Below are 21,362 nucleotides of genomic sequence, written 5' to 3' on the forward strand. Positions count from 1 at the left end.
ATGAAATTATATCTATATAAGCTTAAAGTTTTATTAGGTGGAAGAAAAGAGAAGGAGGATACAAATTAAAAAATAAAGAGTTACCTTAATAAAAATTAAATATATCATGGTGTAAAAATTATCAAAATATTTAGAAAATTAAAAGGTTCAAAAAGAAACGAAGAATTCAAAAGTGATTTTATAAAATATAGAATGTATTAAATAATATTTAATAAATAAAAAACACCTTAAAGTGTCAGAAAAACTTTTTAGATTATTACTTTAAAATATACATTAATAATTTAAAAAATCAAATATGGTTGCGAAGGGGAGATTTGAACTCCCGACCTTCGGGTTATGAGCCCGACGAGCTAACCACTGCTCTACTTCGCGACATTATTATTTAAAATAATTGTGGATGGGGTAAAGGGATTCGAACCCCTGAATGACAGGACCAAAACCTGTTGCCTTACCGCTTGGCGATACCCCAGTAATTAAAAATTGAGTTGAAATTATATACTTTTTTATATTCTTTGTCAAGGAAATAATGATATAATTTTATAAAATTTATCAAGGAATTAAAATTATGGGTTTTATAAGTATTCAACAAGCTATTAAAGAAATACAAGAAGGAAAAATGCTTGTAATGGTAGATGCAGAAGATAGGGAAAACGAAGGAGATTTGATATTTCCTGCACAATTTAGCACGCAAGAAAAAATAAATTTTACCATTACTCATGCAAAAGGTGTAGTTTGTGTTGCACTAAGTGAAGAACTTGCGAGTAAATTTAATTTGCCTTTGATGGTGCCTAATAACACATCAAACCATGAAACTGCTTTTACTGTTACAGTTGATGCTAAAAATGCTACAACTGGGGTAAGTGCCTTGGAAAGAAATATGACTATAAAAATTTTTGCAGATGAAAATGCAAGTGCTCAAGATTTTGTTAGACCTGGACATATTAACCCATTAATTGCTAAAAAAGGTGGGGTTTTAGAAAGAACCGGTCACACTGAAGGCACGGTTGATTTGTGTCGTTTAGCTGGTTTAAAAGAAGCATGTGTAATTTGTGAAATAGTCAAAGATAATGGAGATATGGCTAGAAGAATAGATTTAGAAGAATTTTGCAAAAAACACCAAATAAATATGATTACAATTTCTGATTTGATTGAATATCGTTTAAAAAATGAAAGTTTGATTGAGCTTATGCAAGAAGAAAAAAGTTCCCTAGCGGGGTTTGAAGCCACAAAGATGGTCTTTAAAGATCATAATTTAAACGAACATATTGTTTTTGTATTTGGCAAACCTAAACAACATGAAAATGTCAAATTTTATCTTAGCGGTAGTGATTTTGAGCTTTTAACTTCAAATAAATTTAATGAACTTTTAAAGCAAATCGAATTTTTAAGCAAAAAAGGTGGCATTATCATCTTTATGAATAATGAAAAAACAGAAGGATTGCAGTTTAAAAACTATGGCATTGGTGCTCAAATTTTAAGATTTTTAAATATTTCAAAAATCAAATTACTAAGTCAAAATAATGATAAAGAATTTATAGGTTTAAAAGGATTTGGTTTAGATATAACTAATAGCGATTTTAGAGTTTAAACTCTAAAAATTTAAATTTATCTCCAAAGTTAAAAATCAAATTTTGACTTTGTTTGAGAAAATTTTTATAAATTTTCTCATCTTTTTCTTTTGTTAAATTTAAAATCTCTTCTAAACCAAAGTCAAGCAAGGCTTGATTTTGGTTTTTAAACTCTAAAATAGTAAAATTTTCTTCTTGCAAATTTTGCATAAAATGTTCAAAATTCACATTATAAGTAATATCGCTTTTTCCAAAATATTCTTGCAAATTTACTTCTAAAATACCATATATTTGATGATTTTTATAAATTCTTGTGCTTATTTTTTCCTGTTTTTTAGCATAATCAAAACATAAAAATCTCATTTGTTTGCAACTATTTTTTAAATCTTTTAAAAAAGAATGATATTCTATGCAAAATTCAGAATTAGTTATATTATATTTGCGACATTTATTTAAAATATCTTCATTAGCTTTTTTAAAGCAAATTTGATATTTTTCATTAATATAAGCCATTTGATCATCTTTAATAAGCTCACAAGCAAAACAATCCAAAAGCTCATTAGCATAAAAAAAAGCATTTTTAAAATAATACTCTTTCAAAGAATTATGTATTTTAATATCTAAATCATAATTTGCAAATAAAGCTTTTTGTATATTTTGTAAATTCTTATGAGGTTCTATAATATGACATTCAATTTTTTCCAATACCTTAGTTCTTAAAGTATATAAAGCCTGTATAAAATCAAGCATCAAATACCCTTCGTTAGCTCCAATTTCGATAATATCAATAGGCAAGGATATCTTTTTACTATCAAGAAGTTTTAAAAAATGATTAGCTAGTAAAACGCCGAATAAATTTCCCACACTTACAGCTGTATAAAAATCTCCTTCTTTACCTACTTTAACAGCTTGAGAATAATATTTTTGGCTCCAATCTTTAAAAAATTGACTAAAAGTAATCATTAAAGTTTATTGAATTTATTGATAAAATCCAAAGGATCAACTTGCACACCATTTACTAAAACACCAAAATGCAAATGTGGCCCAGTGACCCTTCCACTAGCGCCACTAAGCCCAATAATGTCAGATTTTTTAACCCTTTGACCTTCTTTTACAAAAAGCTTAGATAAATGATAATATTGTGAATAAATTCCATATCCATGATCAATTACCACAGAATTACCAGCATAATATCTATTAGATGCTATCCTTACAATACCATCATTGCTTGCTTGAATTTTAGTGCCAGTATTTGCTCTAAAATCAGTGCCACTATGGTAACTTTTTAGCATGTCATTAAATACTCTTGCTTTTCCAAATTCACTTGTGATTTTAGTATCTAAAGGATAAATAAACTTTCCTTCAAACAATTGCTCGTTGGTATAAGTATTATAAATTTTCATCGCTATATCGTATTCTTTTTTAATACGATTTAACACATCTTTTGGAGGATTAACTTTTGAGGTTTCAACCTTTAAAGTTTCTTTTTTATAAGCTCCCTCAATGACTTTGATAAAAAATTTTTCTTCAGTATTATTTTTAAATTTAATCAACAATTCTCTATCTTTTGGATTTTTATAAGACATAGCAAGTGCTAATATGATTTTATCTTTATAAATAAAATATGGTAAATTCTTATCTTGTTCAATGGCTTGTGCGAAATTATTTTTATCAAATTCTAAAAAGATTGCTTGTCCGTTAGTGATTTGTATTTCTTTTGCACTAAGGGTTAAAAACAAAATTAATAAAATACAAATCTTTTTCATAGACTAATTTCTTTGATATCAGCAATTTGTAAAAATTCTTTGTAAATTTCATATACCAAAGCTTGGCGATTATTTTTAATAAATTCATTTTTATCATTAATCATGACCTTATCAAAAAATGAATCAATTTGTGGTTTTAACGCAAAAAGATTTTTCAAATAGATGCTAATATCATCTTTACATTCTTTACATTTTATAAACGCACTGTAAAGATCTTGCTCTTCTTGAGTATTAAAAAGAGTTGTATCAACTTTAACACCATTCTTAACGGCAATATTTGCAAGACGCTTAAAAGTTGCAAAATTTTGCTCAAATTTACCTTCATTAACAATTTCCATCAAAGCTTTTATAGATGAGTCAATATGCATAATATCATAATTTTTAGAATTTAAAACAGCCTTTATAAATGAAGCATTTACATCATAAAATGTATATAAACGCTCTAAGATAAAATCAAGTAAAATGTTTAAATCAAATTGTTTGTATCCTTGTGTAATATGATTTAAAAAATCTTTTATATTAAATTCTTTTTTCAAATTTAAAATAATTTTTAATACTCCATTTGCAGCTCTTCTTAGCGCGTAAGGATCTTTAGTTCCACTTGGAATTTTACCCATAGCAAAAAGCCCCATTAAGGTGTCAAATTTATTAACTAATGCTACTATGGATGAAATTTCATTACTTGGCAAATCAGAATCATCTCCATTTGGAAGATATTGCTCTTTTATAGCCAAAACTATTTCATCGCTCATACCCATAGCTTTTGCATAATATGAACCCATTACTCCTTGAAGATTCGTAAATTCATACACCATTTGCGTGCTAAGATCTGCTTTAGAATACTCAATAGCTTGTAAAATTTGCTCTTTATTGGAATTTGAAAATACTTCGCATAGTTTTTGTGCTATTTGCTTTTCTCTTTCAACTTTATCTTTTAAAGTTCCAAGGCCTTCAAGATAAACCATTTTACTAATTTTTTCATTGTTTAAGCCTTGTTCTAAATCATTTTTCCAAAAAAATTCAGCATCGCTCAATCTTGCTCTTAAAACTTTTTCATTACCATGTATAATCTTAGAATAATCCTCACAAACCGCATTAGAAACTACAACAAAATGATTGCTTAAAACACCATTTTTAAATACTGCAAAATAGCGTTGATTTTCTCTCATAGAAGTAATGATAACTTCACTTGGAATTTCTAAATATTGTTTTTCAAAACTTCCAAGTAAAGCTTTAGGAAATTCTGTGATAGCAACAACTTCAGCTAGCAACTCCTCATCTTCTGAAATCGTAATATTGTGTTTATCTTCAAGCTCTTTAAGTTGTTCTATAATAATTTTTCTTCTTAAATTTTGATCTAATACAATATAATTTTTTTCTAAAATTTTAAAATATTCATCAATACTCTCAAAATCGACTAAATCATAACTTATACTTCTATGGACAAAAGTACTCATAGCACTTTTGACACCATAACTTTCAAATTCAATTAATTTATCACCTAGCACACAAGATAAAGATCTAATAGCTCTAATAAATTCAAACTTACCATCGCCCCATCTCATAGTTTTACCAAAATTTAAACTTTTTAAAAACTCCTCTATCATTTTAGGTAAAACTTCTTTGCTTTCCAAGCCTTGTACTTGTTTTTGACAATATAAAACTTCTTTTCCTTTGATCTCTTTAAAGCTGATTTCGCTTTCACTTAAACCCGCTTTTTCCAAAAAACTTATCCCAGCTTGTGTTAATTTTCCATCTTTATAGGCTATATTTTTTGGAGCACCAATTAACTCTATAAAAGAATCTTCTTGTTTTGCTTTGAAATTTTTATGAATAAAAACCAATCTTCTAGGGGTGTAAAAAAAATTAAAATTAGAATTTAAATGATAATTACTTAATACATTTTGCCATTTTCTTGTAATATTTGGTAGTTCTTTAAGTAAAGGTATAGCAGGTAATTCTTCAATACCTATTTCGATTAATAACTTCATACAAACTCTTTAAGATTAAAAATTTTTAGAGTATTTTAGCAATTTTTTTTAAAAATCTTTCTTTCTTTTTTGTTTTTTCTCTCTTTGTTTAGCCTTTTCTTGCATTTGGCGATTAAAGCCAAGCACAAGAAAAGTTATAAAACACACAAAAAGAACAATTATAATAAAATCACTCATCAATCCCAACACTCTGCATTTTTAATGCCTAATTTTGAAGCACTAAACACAGGATCTCTTCCTTGCTTTTTTTGCTCACTAAAATCATTTAATACTTTTTTAACTATTTTGCCAAGCAATAAAATAGAAATGATATTAATTGTAGCCATAAAAGCCATAGTTGCATCAGCTAAATTCCATGCAAATTTTAAATCCATATTAGCGCCTATAAATATCATAAGCACCGCGCTAATTTTAAAAATATTTATGATAAAAGGATTTTGAGTTAAGTATTTAATGTTCGCTTGTGCATAATAATAATTACCTATCAATGAAGTAATAGCAAACAATACTATACTCACAGTAGTAAAATGCACTCCTAAATTTCCATAATATTCTTTCATAGATTCTTGAACCAAAGGTAAAGCTGTTAAAATTGGTTTGCCATCAACTCCAATATTATTTGCATAAGCTAAAGAAAATAAAACCAAAAATCCAGAACTCGTACAAATAATAACATCAATTAATACAGAAAATGCTTGTATAACACCTTGTTTTGCTGGATGTGTTGTAAGAGCTGCTGCTGCTGCATTTGGAGCTGAACCCATACCTGCTTCATTTGAAAATAAACCTCTTTTTATACCAATTACCAAAGCTGAACCTGCAAAACCACCAAAAATAGCTTCAAAATCAAATGCACTTTTAAATATCATAGAAAAAACTTCAGGAATTTTTTCATAATGCATCATCATAGCAATAATAGAAAGACCAATATAAATCATAGCCATTACTGGAACGATTATAGAGCTTACTTTACCAATCTTTGTATGATCTCCAAAAAACATAAAGGCAGCAAAAATAGCTAAAATTCCACCTATAACAATTGGCCACCAACTTTGAGCAAAACTCACTTCGCTCGCTTCAGCCATACCTTTGTAATAAAATTCAAAAGCTGAAGTCATAGTCTGGCTTTGAAGACCATTAAAACCATAAGCATAAGTAATGATTAAAATCACAGCAAAAATAGCTCCTAGCCATTTTAGATTCAAAGCTTTACTTATATAATAAGCTGGACCACCTTTAAAACCTTTTCCATCACGACTTTTATAAACTTGCGCTAAAGTGCTTTCTGCAAAAGCTGAAGCTCCGCCAAAAAACGCCATAGCCCACATCCAAAATAACGCACCTGGACCACCTAAAACTATAGCTACTGCTATACCTGCAATATTTCCTATACCCACTCTTGAAGCAGTTGAAATCATCAAAGCTTGAAAAGGCGATATATGATGTTTTTCATGCTTTTCTTGTTTTTCGGTTAAAATATCAAACACATAAGGCAACATACGAAATTGCACAAAACCTGTTACATAGCTATAGTAAAAGCCTGTAATGATAAGCAAAAACACTAAAATAGAATAATACCTATCATTAATCAAATCAATCAGTTGAGATATTAAATCCATAACCAACTCCTTATGTCATTTTTAAAGCAAATTAAATTTAACATAAAAAAATGAATTTGTCATCAAAAAATATAAATTTATTTTTATTTTATTTTTATTTTTATAGCTATGTATAAATTTAACTCAAAATATTCTTTATTTTTTATATACAAACTTACTTTTAAGTAAAAAGAAAACTTTATTTTTATACACTTATCAATTTTAACATTTTAAAAATAAGGTTATATTTTGAAACAAAATACGATGAAATTGTTTGTATTTTTTACAATTATTATTTTTTGGGCTTATTTTTCTTTTCCTATAGAAATTTTACAAATCAAAAATCAAAATGGCTTAGCCACCGGAGAGTTAGCATACACCATAGAAGCCCAAGCTTATGTTAAAAGTTATCTTACTACCTTAGGGCTTACTATAGGAGGTATTTGCATAGGTATAGTGCTTGGTTTTTTGATCGCCTTTTTAAGATTTTTAGAAATTAAAAGCCTAAATTTTATTATAGATGAATACATAGATATTATACGCGGGACACCTATACTTTTGCAATTGTTAATTTTTTCTGTTGTTATATTTGCTACTTGGAGTGATAATTTTTATGTCGCAATTATCGCTCTTGGACTAAATAGTTCAGCCTATGTAGCTGAAATCGTAAGAAGTGGAATTCAAAGCGTTGATAAAGGACAAATGGAAGCTGCTAGAGCTATGGGGCTTAGCTATTCTACTTCGATGAGAATGATCATTTTTCCTCAAGCTATTAAAAACATACTTCCTTCTTTAATGAATGAATTTATTTCTTTATTTAAAGAAACTTCTATAGTTGGATATATCAGCGTTATGGATATAACTATGCAAAGCAAAAGCTTACAAGCAATTTATTATAATCCAAAACCTATCATATTTACAGGACTTGTGTATTATGTTAGTGTTAAGATTTTTACTCTTTTTGCAAGAATCATAGAAGAAAGATTAAACAAACATGATTAAAATAGAAAATTTGGTAAAAAAATACGGAAATTTAGAAGTACTAAAAAATATCACTACAACTATAAATAAAGGGGATATTATAGCCATCATAGGTCCAAGCGGTGGTGGTAAAAGCACTTTTTTGCGTTGTTTAAACAAACTTGAAACTCCAGATAGTGGAAATATTTTTATAAATAATATTGATATACTTGACAAAAAAACAAATATCAATCAAATACGCCAAAAAGTTAGTATGGTATTTCAACATTTTAATCTTTTTAACAATAAAAATGTTTTAGAAAATTTATGTCTTGCTCCTGTGCAAACCAAGATAATGAGCAAAGAAGAAGCAGTAAAAAAAGCTAGAAATTTGTTAAAAAAAGTAGGTTTAAGCGATAAAGAAAATTATTTCCCGCACAAACTATCAGGCGGACAAAAACAACGCATCGCCATAGCAAGATCTTTAATGATGAATCCTGATGTGATTTTATTTGACGAGCCAACTTCAGCACTAGACCCTGAAATGATTGGTGAAGTTTTAAACATTATGAAAGAAGTAGCAAAAGAAGGTCTTACAATGCTTGTAGTAACTCACGAAATGGGGTTTGCTAAAAATGTAGCCAATAGAATCTTTTTTATGGACAAAGGAATTATAGCAGTAGATGAAAATCCTAAAACAGCCTTTGAAAATCCTAAAAACGAGCGTTTAAAAGAATTTTTAAATCAAGTTTTAAATCATTAATTCTTACTAAAAGAGTGAAAATTTTGCCTTAATGCTTCATAGCTTATAATACCCACGCTAGTAGCTAAATTTAAACTTCTACCGCAATCTTTCATAGGTATAGTGATAGCATTTTGCCAATTTTTTTGCATAAGTTGCTCTGGTAGACCAAAACTTTCACTTCCGAAAAACAAAAAATCACCTTTTTGGAATCGAACATCAAAATAAGCTTGATTTGTTTTTGTAGTTGCAAAGAAAAATCTATCTTGAAATTTTATATTTTCATTTAAAAAATCATCCAAACAATCCCAAGACATCGGATTTAATTTTTTCCAATAATCAAGCCCAGCTCTTCTTACGGCTTTTTCATCTATGTTAAACAAAGGATTGATAATATGCAAATTAAACCCTGAATTGTAGCACATCCTACCTATACTTCCAGTGTTTTGAGGAATACGAGGCTCAACTAAAACTATATGAAACATATTTTATCCTTAAAATGATATTTTTTACAATCTTCCTTTAAAAGCTCTATCTAGCAATGATTTTTTAAGCTCTTGTAAATTTTTTATCTGTGTTTGATAATTTTGCTTTAAATCTTTGATATTTAAAGAAAGCTTATCTAAATATGATGCGATTTGTTCTTGCTCTTGTAAAGGTGGTAGTGGGATTTGAATAGTTTTTAATCTACTAATAGCTAACTTGGGTTGAGCCACAATTCTTGTGGATTCTATTGCTTGATTTTTAAAACAAGATGAAGTTGTAAAATAATACATAAATTTATTATAAATATTATAATTTTTGTATTCCAACTTAATAGCATTTTCGGTTAAAATAGCACCATTTAATGATTTTGGTATAATACCGCTTTTACCAATAGTTCCAGCTATGCTTATATATAAATTTGTATTATCAATTTGATAATTACTTAAAATATTATAAGTCTTTTCATTAATGAATTTAATATTATGCAAATCTATTGTTCCATCATCTTGAAAATCTGATACTCTAATATATGGAAAAGGAGTTTTATAATCTAATAATTTTTCATCTTTTGGGAGTCTTTTACCACCCTTAATATTTGCAATATCATCCAAACTTTTCCATTCCCAATCCTGCGGAAGTTGATAATTTTCCTTAGTAGTGTCTTTTAAAGGATTGAAAGTCTTTTGTAAAGCACTTTGCATTAACTCATCTAAATTTAGCAAATCCTGCTCTAAATTTTTTATACTCTCATCTATATTTGCAAAACTCTCATCTAAAATTCCCACTATCCTTTTTTGCTCTTGTAAAGGTGGTAATGGGATTTGGATATTATGTATTTGTTCTGTACTTAAATTTGGTTGAGCAGCGCCAAAAGCATTTGTAAGATTTTTCTCACTATTGCAATATAAAAACCAAAAAATATATTTTCTTAAAATATTGTTATCAATTCTTAGCAAACCAATTCTTTGATTTAAATAAGCTTTATTATTTAAATTGTATAATCCTATTTTCCCAGTAGTAGCACCACTCATAGCTATTAGTATATCATTTTTAAATATTAAATAATTATCTAAATTATTTTTATAATCATTAGGATTACAAAAAACCAAATCATCCAAAATAATATTTTCATTTTGTATATTTTTAATTCTTATAATAGGAATTCCATCATTGCAAAATAAATTACTTTTAAATGCAAAACCATTTTTTAATTTAACAATATCACCAAGCTTTTTAACTTCCCAATCCTGCGGTAAATTTGTCATTTTGTTGTTTTGCATTGTTTTTTATTTCTAGGATTTTTAAATTTGAATCATTTATCAATAATTTTTTACTCAATTTATACTCAAATATCTATGGTGTCCCCAGCAAGGTTTGAACTTGCGACCTCAGAATTAGGAATTCTGTGCTCTATCCAGCTGAGCTATGAGGACAAAAATAAAAATTATAATTATTTAAACTAAAATTTATCTTATCGAGCTTATTTTTTAAGCTCGATGAAAAAACATTTTGGCTCACTATAAAATCCTAAAATCCCACCATGAGCGTCAATAATTTGTTTTGACAAAGAAAGTCCTAAGCCATTGCCTTTTAATTTAGTCGTTTTAAAGGCTTCAAAAACATTATTTTTATCTTTGATTTTAACCCCATTATCATATACTTTAATGGAAATTTTATCCTCATCCTCTTCGCATATGATTTTAATCTCACCATTTTCTTTGTCATCTTCTTCAATAGCATCAATAGCATTATAAATTAAATTTTGTAAAACCAAAGCCAATAAAGCCTTATCTGCATAAATTCTCACATCTAAAAATTTAAAAATAAATTCAATATTAACCAAATAATTATAAGCATTAATAGCTTGTTCGCATTCTTCTTTAAGATCTGTTAAATTAAAATAATTTAAATTTACATGTACTCCTTTTGTAAAAAGCAAAGTAGAATTTACTATACGCTCTACTCTAGAAATCGCCTTTTGAATTTCTAAAACAATATGCTTGTTTTTTAACTCACTTCTTTCAAATAAAGTTGAACTTAATAAAGAAATGGAACCAATTGGATTTCTTATCTCATGAGCTAAATGCGCCGCTATAGTTCCCATACTAGCAAGCCTTTCATTTCGCTTTTCATCGCTAATATCTGTTGCAGTGGCGATTAATTTATCAGCATGTGAAGTCACCTTTATAAGATAAAATTTATGTTCAAATTCTAACTCATAATGAGTTTTTGTAAGATCAATATTTTCTAAAAGCTGTGGTTGTTGCTTGGCTAGATTATTTTGAAGTGTGATTTTTTTATCAGTATCTAAAATCCACAAAGCCATAGGCAAAACTTCTATAACTTCATTCATAGTTTGCATTAAAGCTGTATAATTTTCATTTAATTGATTATAGGCATTTTCCACCACATAAGTTTGCTCTATGAGAAATTTTAATCCTTTTTGTAAATCTTCTTTTTCACTAGAATCCAAACTTTTTAAAATGTTCTCATCCATTTTTACCCTTTTGTTAAAAAAATAAAATCTTCTAAAGTATATAAAAGCAAATTATGCTCCTTATTTGTAATAATTTCTTTACTAAAGCCACTTTTTGAAAAAAGTACATATAAATTTGGTTTTATTTTTAGCTCTTTTGCTTTGTTTCTTAAAATATTTAATACATTTTTACATATTTTTCTATCTTTAAATTTAGCTTCTCCTATGACATAAAAATTACCTTCATTATAGTAAAGATCTAGCTCGCAATAATAATTCCAAAAACTAAAAACTTGCTCTACTTGTAATTTTTTTGCTAAAAATTCTTTACATACTAATTCAAAAGCAAATCCTTGATAATTTTCTAAATTTGAAAAAATTATTTTTAACAACTCTTCATATTTATTTTGATACACCAAAGCTAAATTTGGATAAATAAAGTAAAAGAAAAATCTCAAGCCTTGATTTTTAAAAATTAGCTTATCTTGGATGCTGTATTTTCTTAACTCTTTTTTGATTTTTTGTCTTTTATTTTTTATCAAAGGTTTTTCTTGACTTTTTTCTAAAATCAAAATTTCTTTTTCCAAAAGCTTATTGATGACACCTAGGGCTTTAAAATGCGGAATAAATTTATTAACAGAATATCTTTTTCTATCATTTTTGCTTAAAACATACAAAGCCTTTAAACAATGTTCGTTTAAATTTAATCGTTTTAATATAAAATCGCTTTGTTTGATGAAATTTTCTAAAATATTAAAGGATAAATCTTTATTAATATCAAAATTAAATTCATCAAAAACACTATAAAAATCAAATTTTTTAGCAATATCAAAACATGAACATTTTTTTGAAAAATCACTAAATTTTATACTCTATCCTTATTTTAAATTATTACTTATGCTATAATTTTAACAAATTTTTAGGGGATTTTTTTGGATATTGAAAAATTAAAAAAAGATATTATTTTAAAAAAAAATACATATTATTTTGATTTTACAGCTAGTGCTTTAGCATTAAAAAATATAGAAAAAGAAATTAAAAAAATTCTCTCAACCTATGCTAATACTCATTCAGATAGCTCCTTAAATTCTTTTGTAACTCAACAATATTATGAAAATGCAAGAGCAAATTTAAAAAAATATCTTTTACTTGATGAAAGTTTTGCATTAATTGGATGCGGGAGTGGTTCTTCAGCAGCTATTAAAAAATTTCAAGAATTATTAGGATTATACATTCCACCTCTTGTTAAAAAAAAATATTTTCAATCTATAGATAAATCTTTATTACCTTTAGTGATAGTAGGGCCATATGAACATCACTCTAATGAACTTTCTTTTAGAGAGGCCTTGTGTGAATGTTTGCGAGTGCCATTAAATTCTAACGGAGAAATTGATTTTATTTTTTTAGAAAATTGCCTTAAAAAATTCCAAAATAGACAAATTATTGCAAGTTTTAATGCAGCTTCTAATGTCACTGGCATCATTAGTGATTATAAAAAAATTTATACCTTAGTTAAAAAATATAATGGAATCGTTGCTTTTGATGTATCAACACTAGCTCCTTATGCAAATTTAGATCCTAATTTTTACGATGCAATATTTATTAGCCCGCATAAACTACTTGGTGGGGTTGGATCTTGTGGCTTATTAGCAATAAAAAAGCATTTATGCGGAGAAAAACCTAGTTTTGCAGCCGGAGGAACTGTGGAGTATGTTTCAAGAAGCTCTCAAGAATATCTTTGTGATGTTGAAAATTTAGAAGAAGGTGGAACCCCTGGCATAATCCAATTAATCAGAGCAAGTTTTGCTTTTAAAGTACGCGAAGATGTCGGATTTAGTTTTATACAAAAACAAGAAAAAATACTATGCGATTACTTTTTTCAAAAAGCACAAGAAATTCCAAATATAATCTTATACGCAAAAAATATCACTCAAAGATTACCTATATTTGCATTTAATATCAAAGGATTTTCTCCATTTGATTTAGCCTATAAATTAAGCAAAAATTATAAAATAGAAACAAGAGCAGGATGTGCCTGTGCTGGACCATATGGACATGATTTATTAAATTTAAAAGATAATCAAAAATTAGATTTTAAACCAGGTTGGTTAAGAGTAGGATTTCATTATACACATACAAAAGAAGATGTGGATTATTTTTTCAAAGCCTTGAAATCAAGTATCAAGGCTTTGAGCTAATTATTGTAAATCGTATTTTTCTATAAGTGTTTGGTAGGTACCATCTGCTTTAACTTTTTCTAAACCTGAGTTGATTTTTTGAACAAGTTCAGCATCTTTGCCTTTATCAAAAGCTATACAAAAACCTGAACTTCCATCATCTTCTTCTAAAAACGCTTCAAGCTCTTCATTAGTTTTTAAATAACCTTTACCGATATCTTTATCTGTTAAAACAACATCGACTTTACCAGCTTTTAAAGCTAAAATTGCGGCCAACATTTCTTCGCCAGCTACCACTTGAGCATTTGGTATAGCTTTAGCGGCATTTTCTTGTATAGTTCCAAGTTGAACACCTATTTTTTTACCTTCTAAGCTTTGTTTATCACTAATGCTAGAATCTGTTTTTAATTTTAAGTATAAATTTTTAGTATTAAAATAAGTATTGCTAAAATCCATGCTATTTAATCTTTGTGGGGTAGAACTCATAGCAGAAGCTATCATGTCTATTTTACCAGCTTTTAGTGCAGGAATTAAACCATCAAAACTCATATTTACCCATTCAAGTTTTAAATTTTCTCTTTTTGCAATTTCCTCTAACAAATCCACATCAAAACCTGTGATTTTTGTATCTTTTATAAAATCAAAAGGAGGATAATTAGCTGCTATACCTACTTTATAAACTTTTTCTTCAGAAACACTAGCTTGATTTTTTTCGCTTGAGCAAGCACCTAAAGCCAACATACTAAATAATGCTAAAACAAAATATAATATTTTTTTCATTTTTCTTTTCCTTTAAAATAATATTTTTTTCATTTTTATAAATTAAAATCTATTTAAACGCCTGTATTTTGCCATAATCTCTCCTTTGTATTAAAATTACGCAATTATATCAAAAAAATGTATTTTTCAAAGATAAAATAAAAAATATTTTATTTAAGATTATTTTTATATATTTTTATCAATATTTTTAAATTTTTACTTTTTTACTAATCATCAACACATAGCCTATGCCAATACAAACAGACCACATAGAACTACCACCATAACTTAAAAGCGGCACGGCAACGCCTTTTAAAGGAGTCAAAGAAATGATTCCAAAAGCATTCATAAAAAATGAAAACAATAGCAATAAAGCAACTCCGGAGCAAAACAAAAAATGAACTTTATTTTCACATCTTCCAGCTATTCTAAAAATTCTAAGTATTACAAGTAGATAAATAAGACAAATTATTCCTAAACCAAATAAGCCTATTTCTTCTGTTATGCCAGATAATACAAAATCTGTATGCACCTCACTTAAAAATCCTAATTTAAAAGTACCAAGCCCAAGCCCTTCTCCAAAAAAGCCTCCATGAGCGATAGCATTTAAACTATGTGAAATTTGATATGGCTCGCTATTATGCCCAACTCTTAAAACATTTGCTATCCAATCTGGAAATAAAGGTAAAAAGGCGTCTTGAATATTCCCCCACCAAGCTGCAATGCGTTGAATTCTCCTTTGGTTGCTTAAAATAACTAAAACACCAATCATCCCAACTATAACAATACCAAATGCAAAAAGTCTTTTGCTAGCTCCTGCAAAAAAAGCTAATGCAAATACCAAAAAAAATGAAATAACACTTTGTCCTAAATCATTTTGCGTCATATAAATATAACCAATAACAATACTAGCTAATATAAAATATGGAATAAGTATTAAAACCTCATGTTTAATAGCTTTTTTGCTATCATCAATCCTTCTAGTATAAGACCACGCAAGAAAATAAATCAAGCCTATTTTAAAAAATTCAACCGGAGAAATAGAAAGAGGTCCTAGTCTTATCCATCGTTTAGCACCACCTGCAGCAGTAGCTAAAAAATTTGGTAAAAAAGGTAAAATGGCAATACATATAAAGGAAATCAATAAAATGCTCATCATTAAATAATGAGCTTGCTTGCTATCAGGATTTAATCTTGAAATGCTATAAATAATACCAATACCACTAAGTCCAAAAAAAAGCTGGCGGATAAAAAAATGAAATTCATTGTATTCTAAATAAAGCACAGTAAAAGCACTTAAAGAATAAGAAAAAAGTATCCCTATAGTGATTAAAATACAACTTAAAAAAAACAATCTTCTATCAGCAACCAAATATTTTCCTAGAACTTAAAATAAAATTTAATTTTAATAAATTCCAACTTAAAATGATGTTATTTTACTTACTGATAAATATAAAAATGTTTTTTATAAATCATTTTTAGGTATTGTTTTTATATAAAGATTTTAAGCTCTCATAAGCAAGTTGAATTTTTTCAAATTCTTCTCTGCAATAGCCTTGTTCGATTTTGCTTTTACCTTGATGTCTATCAGGATGGTAAATTTTTACTAGATTAAGATAATTTTGTCTAATCGTTGAAAAATCATCATTACTATTACATCCTAAAGTTTGAAAATAATTTTCAAAAAGTTTTGCTAGGGAATTAAATTTCCAGTTATTATTGGTTTTGTTTTTCATTTTGTTTCTAAAATCTAAAAGCTGGACTTCATTAATAGTAAAATCAACACAATATTTTAAATGCTCATTAACACTAGCTAGAATTTCTAACAAATTTAAAGTATTATCATCTTTGTATTCTACTGAAAAAATACAATTTTTCTCATCGTACGAGCTTTTATGATCTTTAAAATATTGCTCTAAATATACAGCAAACAATTTTTCATTAGAACTTAAAGTAATTAAAATATTCTTTTGAGCAAAACCAATCTTTGCAAAAATCACAGGTCTTAAAGTATTTGCTTGAGCTAAATTTAATTTAAAGGTTTTATAATGAGCAAACGCAAGATTATCGATTTGATTTCCTGTATCTTTTTTATATTTATGATTTACAAGTTTTAAAAAATACCTTCTTTGAGGAATTTCATTTTCAACAAAAAAAGATAAAGTTTTATTTTTATTTCCTATAACTTTAGAAAAATTTTTACGGATAAGATCTTGGAAATATTTAAACATTAAAAAATCATCAGTATTAACACTAACTGATTCTAAGGTTTGAACAACTTGCATAAAATCCTCTCGATAAAATTAACGCCACAAAAATGCTTGTTCATTTAAAGCACTAGTGTATTCTAAAATTTCATTTGGACTATAATCGGCTTTATAAGATAAAGATTGACACTTCTTTACAAAATATCCCAAATAAATGTATTTTAATTTCTTAAGTTGAGCAAGTTTAATCTCTGTCAAAAGAGAGTATTTTCCAAGACTTAAATGCGAAAAATCAGGATCATAAAAACAATAAATACTAGAAATTCCATCATCTAAAATATCGATCAAATCCACACATACTAATTTATTATCCACATAAAAATCAAGTTCATAACCAAAATTTCGAGCATTATCTACATAAAGATTATAATATTTTCTAAAATTTAAATCATAAATTTTCCACGATCTTTTATTTTTTTGATGATGATGGTATTTTTCATAAAGCAATAAATGTTCATCACTTAATGATGGTTTTTGTAAAATGATTTTAGTTGCCATATTTTTTTTCAAAACCCTGCGATAGCTTTTACTAAAATGGAAATTTTGAGTTAAAATTCTTAAATTTTGACACTCATTGCAATCATTGCAAATAGGTCTTGAGAAATACGACCCAAAGCGTCTCCACCCCCTTGAAACTAACTCTTGATTTTGCTCTTTTGTAATCAATGGGATATAATTATACTCATTTCTACACATCCTATCTTTAAGATAAGGACATTCTTCTTCCAAGGTACAAAAACCTATAATATTCATTTTATCTTTTTAATATCACTGTTTTTTATAAAATCCATAAATTCATCCACAAGACGCTCTTGTTTTAAAAATATATTTTCAAATTCTTGATTTTGCTTTTTTTCTTCATTTTTTGATGATAATTCTTTTTTAAGCGAATTTAAATCAGCATTTTTCAAACTCACACCACTTTTGCTAGATTTTATTTTTTGTTTTTTATTTAAATTTTGCTCTTTTTGAAGCTCTTTTTTTATGTCTTTTAACTCATCTAAAAAACTCATTATTCTCTACTTTCTTTGATTTTTTGCAATGCTGCCGCAATAGCAGCTATAACTTCTTCTTTATTTTCTTGGTGTCTATCTTCTGTTTTTTCCAAAAGCTCTTCCATGTGTGTTTCTATAAATGAAGTATCAAAATACCCTCTTCTAAATTCTCTAATTTTAGTAATCGCAATCAAAAATGGAACCGTGGTTCTAATATCATCGATCACAAATTCTTTCAAAGCTCTTTCAAGTCTATTAACAGCACTATCATAACTTGATCCTTTAACAATAAGCTTAGCAAGTAAAGAATCATAAAAAGATGGAACGATATAATCTTTGTACAAATGACTATCTACTCTCACTGAAGGACCTAAAGCTGGGAAATACTCTGTGATTTTTCCAGGACTTGGAATGAAATTTTTCCACACATTTTCAGCCGTAATCCTTGCTTCAATCGCAAAGCCTCTTGGCTTAATATCACTTTGTTCAAGATCTAAAATTTCACCATTTGCTATACGGATTTGCCTTGTGATAAGATCAATTCCTGTAATTTCTTCTGTGATTGGGTGCTCTACTTGAATTCTTGTATTCATTTCCATAAAATAAAATTTATTATAATCATCAAGCAAAAACTCAACTGTCCCAACATTAGTATACCCAACAGCCTTAGCAGCAGCAACAGCAGTAACCCCTATAGTTTTTCTTAGTTTTTCAGAAATACTAGGGCATGGAGCTATTTCAATGATTTTTTGATGTCTTCTTTGTATAGAACAATCTCTTTCACAAAGATGGATGATATTACCATAATTATCTGCTAGAATTTGAAATTCAATATGTCTTGGGTTGATTACATATTTTTCCATAAAAACTTCATCATTTTTAAAAAAGCTAAGTGCTTCTCTTTTGCAAGCTTCAAAAGATTTTTCTAAATCTTCTTCTTTATGCACTACGCGGATACCTCTACCGCCACCACCACCACTTGCTTTTAAAATCACAGGATAGCCTATTTTTAATGCTTGAAGTTTTATTTCTTCTAAAGTGCAATGATTAAGTTTTTCAGTGCCTGGAACCACAGGAATTCCATTTTTTTTCATTAAATATCTTGCAATATTTTTATTTCCCATTTTGCGGATAACATCTGATTTTGGCCCTATGAAAATAATCCCTGCTTCTTCACATTCTTTTGCAAATTCATAATTTTCACTTAAAAATCCATATCCTGGATGTATAGCATCAGCCCCACAAGCTTTTGCAATCTCAACTATTCTCTTAGCATCCAAGTATCCTCTAATAGCATCAGTGCCTATCCTATAAGCTTCATCAGCTACTTTTACATGCAAACACTCATAATCAGGTTCAGTATAAACAGCCACGCTTTTTATATGTAAATCCCTACAAGCACGAATCACTCTAACTGCTATTTCACCTCTATTAGCTATTAAAATCTTATGTATCATTGCTTTACCTTATTTATAGTAATTTTATTTTAGAAAAGGTTAGCATAAAAATATAAAAATTCTCTAAAGTTTTTATTTTTGCTAAATTTAAGATTTTTTTGATAGAATTTCACTTCTTTATTTTTTGCGCCCATAGCTCAGCTGGATAGAGCATTTGATTGCGGTTCAAAAGGTCAGAGGTTCGAATCCTCTTGGGCGTACCACTACTTTTTATTTTTTCTAGTTTTAGTAGAAAATTCATCTAAATCTAATTCTTTTTTATCTTTAAATTGGTACCACAAAAACAAAATAAAAAATATCGTTAAAATTACACCTAAAATATAGTAAGTCCCATAGTCGTTTTCGGATAAAAATAAATTTTTTGTATTCATTCCAAAAAAACCAACAATTAAATTTAAAGGTAAAAAAATAGCAGACATAATACTTAGAAAATATATATTTTTGTTTATTTTTTCATTTCTTACTGTATTAATATAAGTATATATACTCTCAAGACGCGCAATATTCTCTTTGATATTTCTCTCTAAATTACCTAAATTTATAAGAATAGTTTTCAAATTCTTTTTTAAAAAATGCTGTTTACTATAGCATATTTTACAAGATTCTAAAATCGATGAAACAAAATTATGGCTTTTTCCTAATTTAACTTTTAACATAAAATATTTTACAAGAAAATTTTTGACTCTTTTGTTTTCTAAAATTAACATTTCTCGCTTTTCTATAGACAAATTAATAGAATTAATTTTATCTTTTTCAGCCTGTAAAACATTTTTCAAAACAGCTATAAAATCATTTTTTGAAAACAAAATCATTTCGCTATCTTTATAAGAGTAAATTTGCTCATTTTCAAAAACAAAAATATATTTAAAATCCTCATTATCAAGAATAAAAATATCGCTATCTTCAAATTCATAATAAGCATTGGAAATATTTATACTATTAATAAATTGTTTTAAAGCTTCATTTAGCATGTTCTTTGCCTATAAAATTCTCTTTTAAAATTTTCAAATTCATCTTTTATTATAGCTTGTCTCATTTGTTTTGCTAAATCTAAATAATAATGCAAGTTATGCAAACTTGCAAGTCTAAAAAAAGTAAGTTCTTTTGCTTTAAATAAATGATTTAAATAAGCTCTAGAAAAATTTTTGCAGGTATAGCAAGAACATTTTGGATCAATAGGTAAATTATCAGTAATAAATTCAGCTTTTTTGATGTTAAATTTACCAAAACTGGTAAATAATGTTCCATTTCTTGCATTTCTAGTTGGCATCACACAATCAAACATATCCACGCCTCTTGAAACATTTTCTACTAAATCTTCTGGTGTACCAACACCCATTAAATATCTTGGTCTATTCTCATCCACATAAGGCATCATAGCTTCAACCGTATCATACATAGCTTCATTTTCTTCACCTACACTTAAACCTCCAATAGCCAAGCCATCAAAGCTCATCTCGCAAAGTGCTTGAGCACAAATTTTTCTAGCTTCAAAATCTGTACCACCTTGTATAATGCCAAAAATATTTTGCTCTATACCTATACCTTGAGATTGTTTAAATTTATGATAATCAATAGCTTCTTTTGCCCATTTTATAGTTCTTTTTAAAGAAAGATCTATACGCTCTTTAGAAGCAGGCAAAGCAACCAAATCATCTAAAATCATCATAATATCTGAATTAAAATCATATTGAGCATCTAAAACACTTTTTGGAGTAAAATAATGCAAACTCCCATCAATATGGCTTTTGAATTTAATCCCTTCTTCATCAGGCTTAGAATTTGCACTCAAAGAAAAAGCTTGAAACCCTCCGCTATCTGTTAAAAAAGATCTATTAAATTTACTAAATCCATGTAAGCCACCCATTTGCTTAATAATCTTAGAACCTGGTCTTAAATACAAATGATATGTATTTGCTAGAATTATTTTTGCATCTAAAATTTCACTCATATCAATTGCATCTAAACTTTTAATAGCAGCTAAAGTCCCAACAGGCATAAAAACAGGGGTTAAAATTTCACTATGAGAAGTTTTAATACAGCAAGCTCTTGCATTGGAACTTTTATATTCAATTTTAAATTCCATTTAAATTCCTATATTTTTTACAAAATTATATCAA

The 21,362-nt window shown here is 27.7% G+C and carries 20 protein-coding genes and 4 tRNA genes; 5 read left to right on the forward strand and 19 right to left on the reverse strand.

Translation table 11 applies throughout. The features are described from left to right. Window positions 1-296: 296 nt before the first annotated feature. Both FPD38_RS02525 and FPD38_RS02530 read right to left on the reverse strand, forming a co-directional pair. A tRNA-Met gene (locus FPD38_RS02525) sits at window positions 297-372 on the reverse strand. Window positions 373-394: 22 nt separating this feature from the next. Further along, window positions 395-469, reverse strand: a tRNA-Gln gene (locus tag FPD38_RS02530). A 96-nt stretch (window positions 470-565) separates the two neighbouring features. Here FPD38_RS02530 and FPD38_RS02535 point away from each other — a divergent pair. Further along, window positions 566-1,588 (forward strand): bifunctional 3,4-dihydroxy-2-butanone 4-phosphate synthase/GTP cyclohydrolase II, encoded by a 1,023-nt coding sequence (locus tag FPD38_RS02535; RefSeq protein WP_147555226.1) that lies wholly within the window; start codon window positions 566-568, stop codon window positions 1,586-1,588. Here FPD38_RS02535 and FPD38_RS02540 read toward each other — a convergent pair. The 4 genes from FPD38_RS02540 to FPD38_RS02555 form a co-directional block, all read right to left on the reverse strand. After that, complete coding sequence (locus tag FPD38_RS02540; RefSeq protein ID WP_147555227.1) at window positions 1,578-2,531, reverse strand: SAM-dependent methyltransferase; 954 nt, start codon at window positions 2,529-2,531, stop codon at window positions 1,578-1,580. The genes FPD38_RS02535 and FPD38_RS02540 overlap by 11 nt on opposite strands. Next, entirely contained in the window at window positions 2,531-3,334 is an 804-nt protein-coding gene (pgp3, locus tag FPD38_RS02545) for a peptidoglycan metallopeptidase Pgp3 (protein ID WP_147555228.1), read from the reverse strand. Before pgp3 ends, FPD38_RS02540 begins: the two co-directional genes overlap by 1 nt. Further along, window positions 3,331-5,325, reverse strand: coding sequence for a glycine--tRNA ligase subunit beta (gene glyS, locus FPD38_RS02550; RefSeq protein WP_147555229.1), 1,995 nt, complete (start codon window positions 5,323-5,325; stop codon window positions 3,331-3,333). The genes pgp3 and glyS overlap by 4 nt, the downstream gene beginning before the upstream one ends. Window positions 5,326-5,501: 176 nt before the next feature. Next, window positions 5,502-6,944, reverse strand: coding sequence for an alanine/glycine:cation symporter family protein (locus FPD38_RS02555; protein ID WP_147555230.1), 1,443 nt, complete (start codon window positions 6,942-6,944; stop codon window positions 5,502-5,504). 228 nt (window positions 6,945-7,172) lie between these two features. Between FPD38_RS02555 and FPD38_RS02560 the strand changes: the two genes are divergently transcribed. After that, window positions 7,173-7,925: an amino acid ABC transporter permease gene (locus FPD38_RS02560; RefSeq protein WP_147555231.1), complete on the forward strand. Its 753-nt coding sequence runs from the start codon at window positions 7,173-7,175 to the stop codon at window positions 7,923-7,925. After that, the gene (locus FPD38_RS02565; protein ID WP_147555232.1) at window positions 7,918-8,646 is read left to right on the forward strand and encodes an amino acid ABC transporter ATP-binding protein; all 729 of its coding nucleotides are present in this window, start codon (window positions 7,918-7,920) and stop codon (window positions 8,644-8,646) included. The genes FPD38_RS02560 and FPD38_RS02565 overlap by 8 nt, the downstream gene beginning before the upstream one ends. On the opposite strand, the gene FPD38_RS02570 is transcribed toward FPD38_RS02565, so the two are convergent. From FPD38_RS02570 to FPD38_RS02590, 5 genes are all read right to left on the reverse strand, one after another. Then, complete coding sequence (locus tag FPD38_RS02570; protein ID WP_147555233.1) at window positions 8,643-9,110, reverse strand: tRNA (cytidine(34)-2'-O)-methyltransferase; 468 nt, start codon at window positions 9,108-9,110, stop codon at window positions 8,643-8,645. The genes FPD38_RS02565 and FPD38_RS02570 overlap by 4 nt on opposite strands. Window positions 9,111-9,134: 24 nt before the next feature. Then, a complete protein-coding gene (locus FPD38_RS02575; RefSeq protein WP_147555234.1) occupies window positions 9,135-10,391 on the reverse strand; it encodes a restriction endonuclease subunit S in 1,257 nt (418 codons plus the stop codon). A gap of 76 nt (window positions 10,392-10,467) precedes the next feature. Further along, window positions 10,468-10,544 (reverse strand) — tRNA-Arg (locus FPD38_RS02580). A 47-nt stretch (window positions 10,545-10,591) separates the two neighbouring features. Beyond that, window positions 10,592-11,608, reverse strand: coding sequence for a fla regulon two-component system sensor histidine kinase FlgS (locus FPD38_RS02585; protein ID WP_147555235.1), 1,017 nt, complete (start codon window positions 11,606-11,608; stop codon window positions 10,592-10,594). Between the two features lie 2 nt (window positions 11,609-11,610). Beyond that, window positions 11,611-12,264, reverse strand: a complete 654-nt coding sequence (locus FPD38_RS02590) for a DUF234 domain-containing protein (protein ID WP_261798279.1) — start codon at window positions 12,262-12,264, stop codon at window positions 11,611-11,613. A gap of 255 nt (window positions 12,265-12,519) precedes the next feature. Here FPD38_RS02590 and FPD38_RS02595 point away from each other — a divergent pair, with 255 nt between their 5' ends. Continuing rightward, a complete protein-coding gene (locus FPD38_RS02595; RefSeq protein WP_147555237.1) occupies window positions 12,520-13,785 on the forward strand; it encodes an aminotransferase class V-fold PLP-dependent enzyme in 1,266 nt (421 codons plus the stop codon). On the opposite strand, the gene FPD38_RS02600 is transcribed toward FPD38_RS02595, so the two are convergent. The 6 genes from FPD38_RS02600 to FPD38_RS02625 form a co-directional block, all read right to left on the reverse strand. Continuing rightward, window positions 13,786-14,544, reverse strand: coding sequence for a basic amino acid ABC transporter substrate-binding protein (locus FPD38_RS02600; protein WP_147555238.1), 759 nt, complete (start codon window positions 14,542-14,544; stop codon window positions 13,786-13,788). It abuts the gene before it with no gap. A 187-nt stretch (window positions 14,545-14,731) separates the two neighbouring features. Beyond that, the gene (gene ftsW / locus FPD38_RS02605; RefSeq protein WP_147555239.1) at window positions 14,732-15,895 is read right to left on the reverse strand and encodes a putative lipid II flippase FtsW; all 1,164 of its coding nucleotides are present in this window, start codon (window positions 15,893-15,895) and stop codon (window positions 14,732-14,734) included. Between the two features lie 106 nt (window positions 15,896-16,001). Beyond that, entirely contained in the window at window positions 16,002-16,808 is an 807-nt protein-coding gene (locus FPD38_RS02610; protein ID WP_147555240.1) for an adenylosuccinate lyase, read from the reverse strand. 18 nt (window positions 16,809-16,826) lie between these two features. After that, window positions 16,827-17,543 carry an arginyltransferase gene (locus FPD38_RS02615; protein ID WP_147555241.1) on the reverse strand — a complete coding sequence of 239 codons (717 nt, stop codon included), beginning with the start codon at window positions 17,541-17,543 and terminating at the stop codon, window positions 16,827-16,829. Continuing rightward, window positions 17,540-17,803, reverse strand: a complete 264-nt coding sequence (locus tag FPD38_RS02620) for a hypothetical protein (protein WP_187153085.1) — start codon at window positions 17,801-17,803, stop codon at window positions 17,540-17,542. Before FPD38_RS02620 ends, FPD38_RS02615 begins: the two co-directional genes overlap by 4 nt. Next, window positions 17,803-19,242: an acetyl-CoA carboxylase subunit A gene (locus FPD38_RS02625; RefSeq protein ID WP_147555243.1), complete on the reverse strand. Its 1,440-nt coding sequence runs from the start codon at window positions 19,240-19,242 to the stop codon at window positions 17,803-17,805. Before FPD38_RS02625 ends, FPD38_RS02620 begins: the two co-directional genes overlap by 1 nt. Window positions 19,243-19,368: 126 nt before the next feature. Here FPD38_RS02625 and FPD38_RS02630 point away from each other — a divergent pair. Then, window positions 19,369-19,445: transfer RNA gene (locus FPD38_RS02630), tRNA-Arg, on the forward strand. On the opposite strand, the gene FPD38_RS02635 is transcribed toward FPD38_RS02630, so the two are convergent. Then, the gene (locus FPD38_RS02635; protein ID WP_147555244.1) at window positions 19,446-20,213 is read right to left on the reverse strand and encodes a CorA family divalent cation transporter; all 768 of its coding nucleotides are present in this window, start codon (window positions 20,211-20,213) and stop codon (window positions 19,446-19,448) included. It lies immediately after the preceding tRNA gene. After that, a complete protein-coding gene (tgt, locus tag FPD38_RS02640) occupies window positions 20,207-21,328 on the reverse strand; it encodes a tRNA guanosine(34) transglycosylase Tgt (RefSeq protein ID WP_147555245.1) in 1,122 nt (373 codons plus the stop codon). Before tgt ends, FPD38_RS02635 begins: the two co-directional genes overlap by 7 nt. Between the last annotated feature and the right edge of the window lie 34 nt (window positions 21,329-21,362).

Source organism: Campylobacter volucris (genome assembly GCF_008011665.1).
GTDB lineage: Bacteria > Campylobacterota > Campylobacteria > Campylobacterales > Campylobacteraceae > Campylobacter_D > Campylobacter_D volucris_A.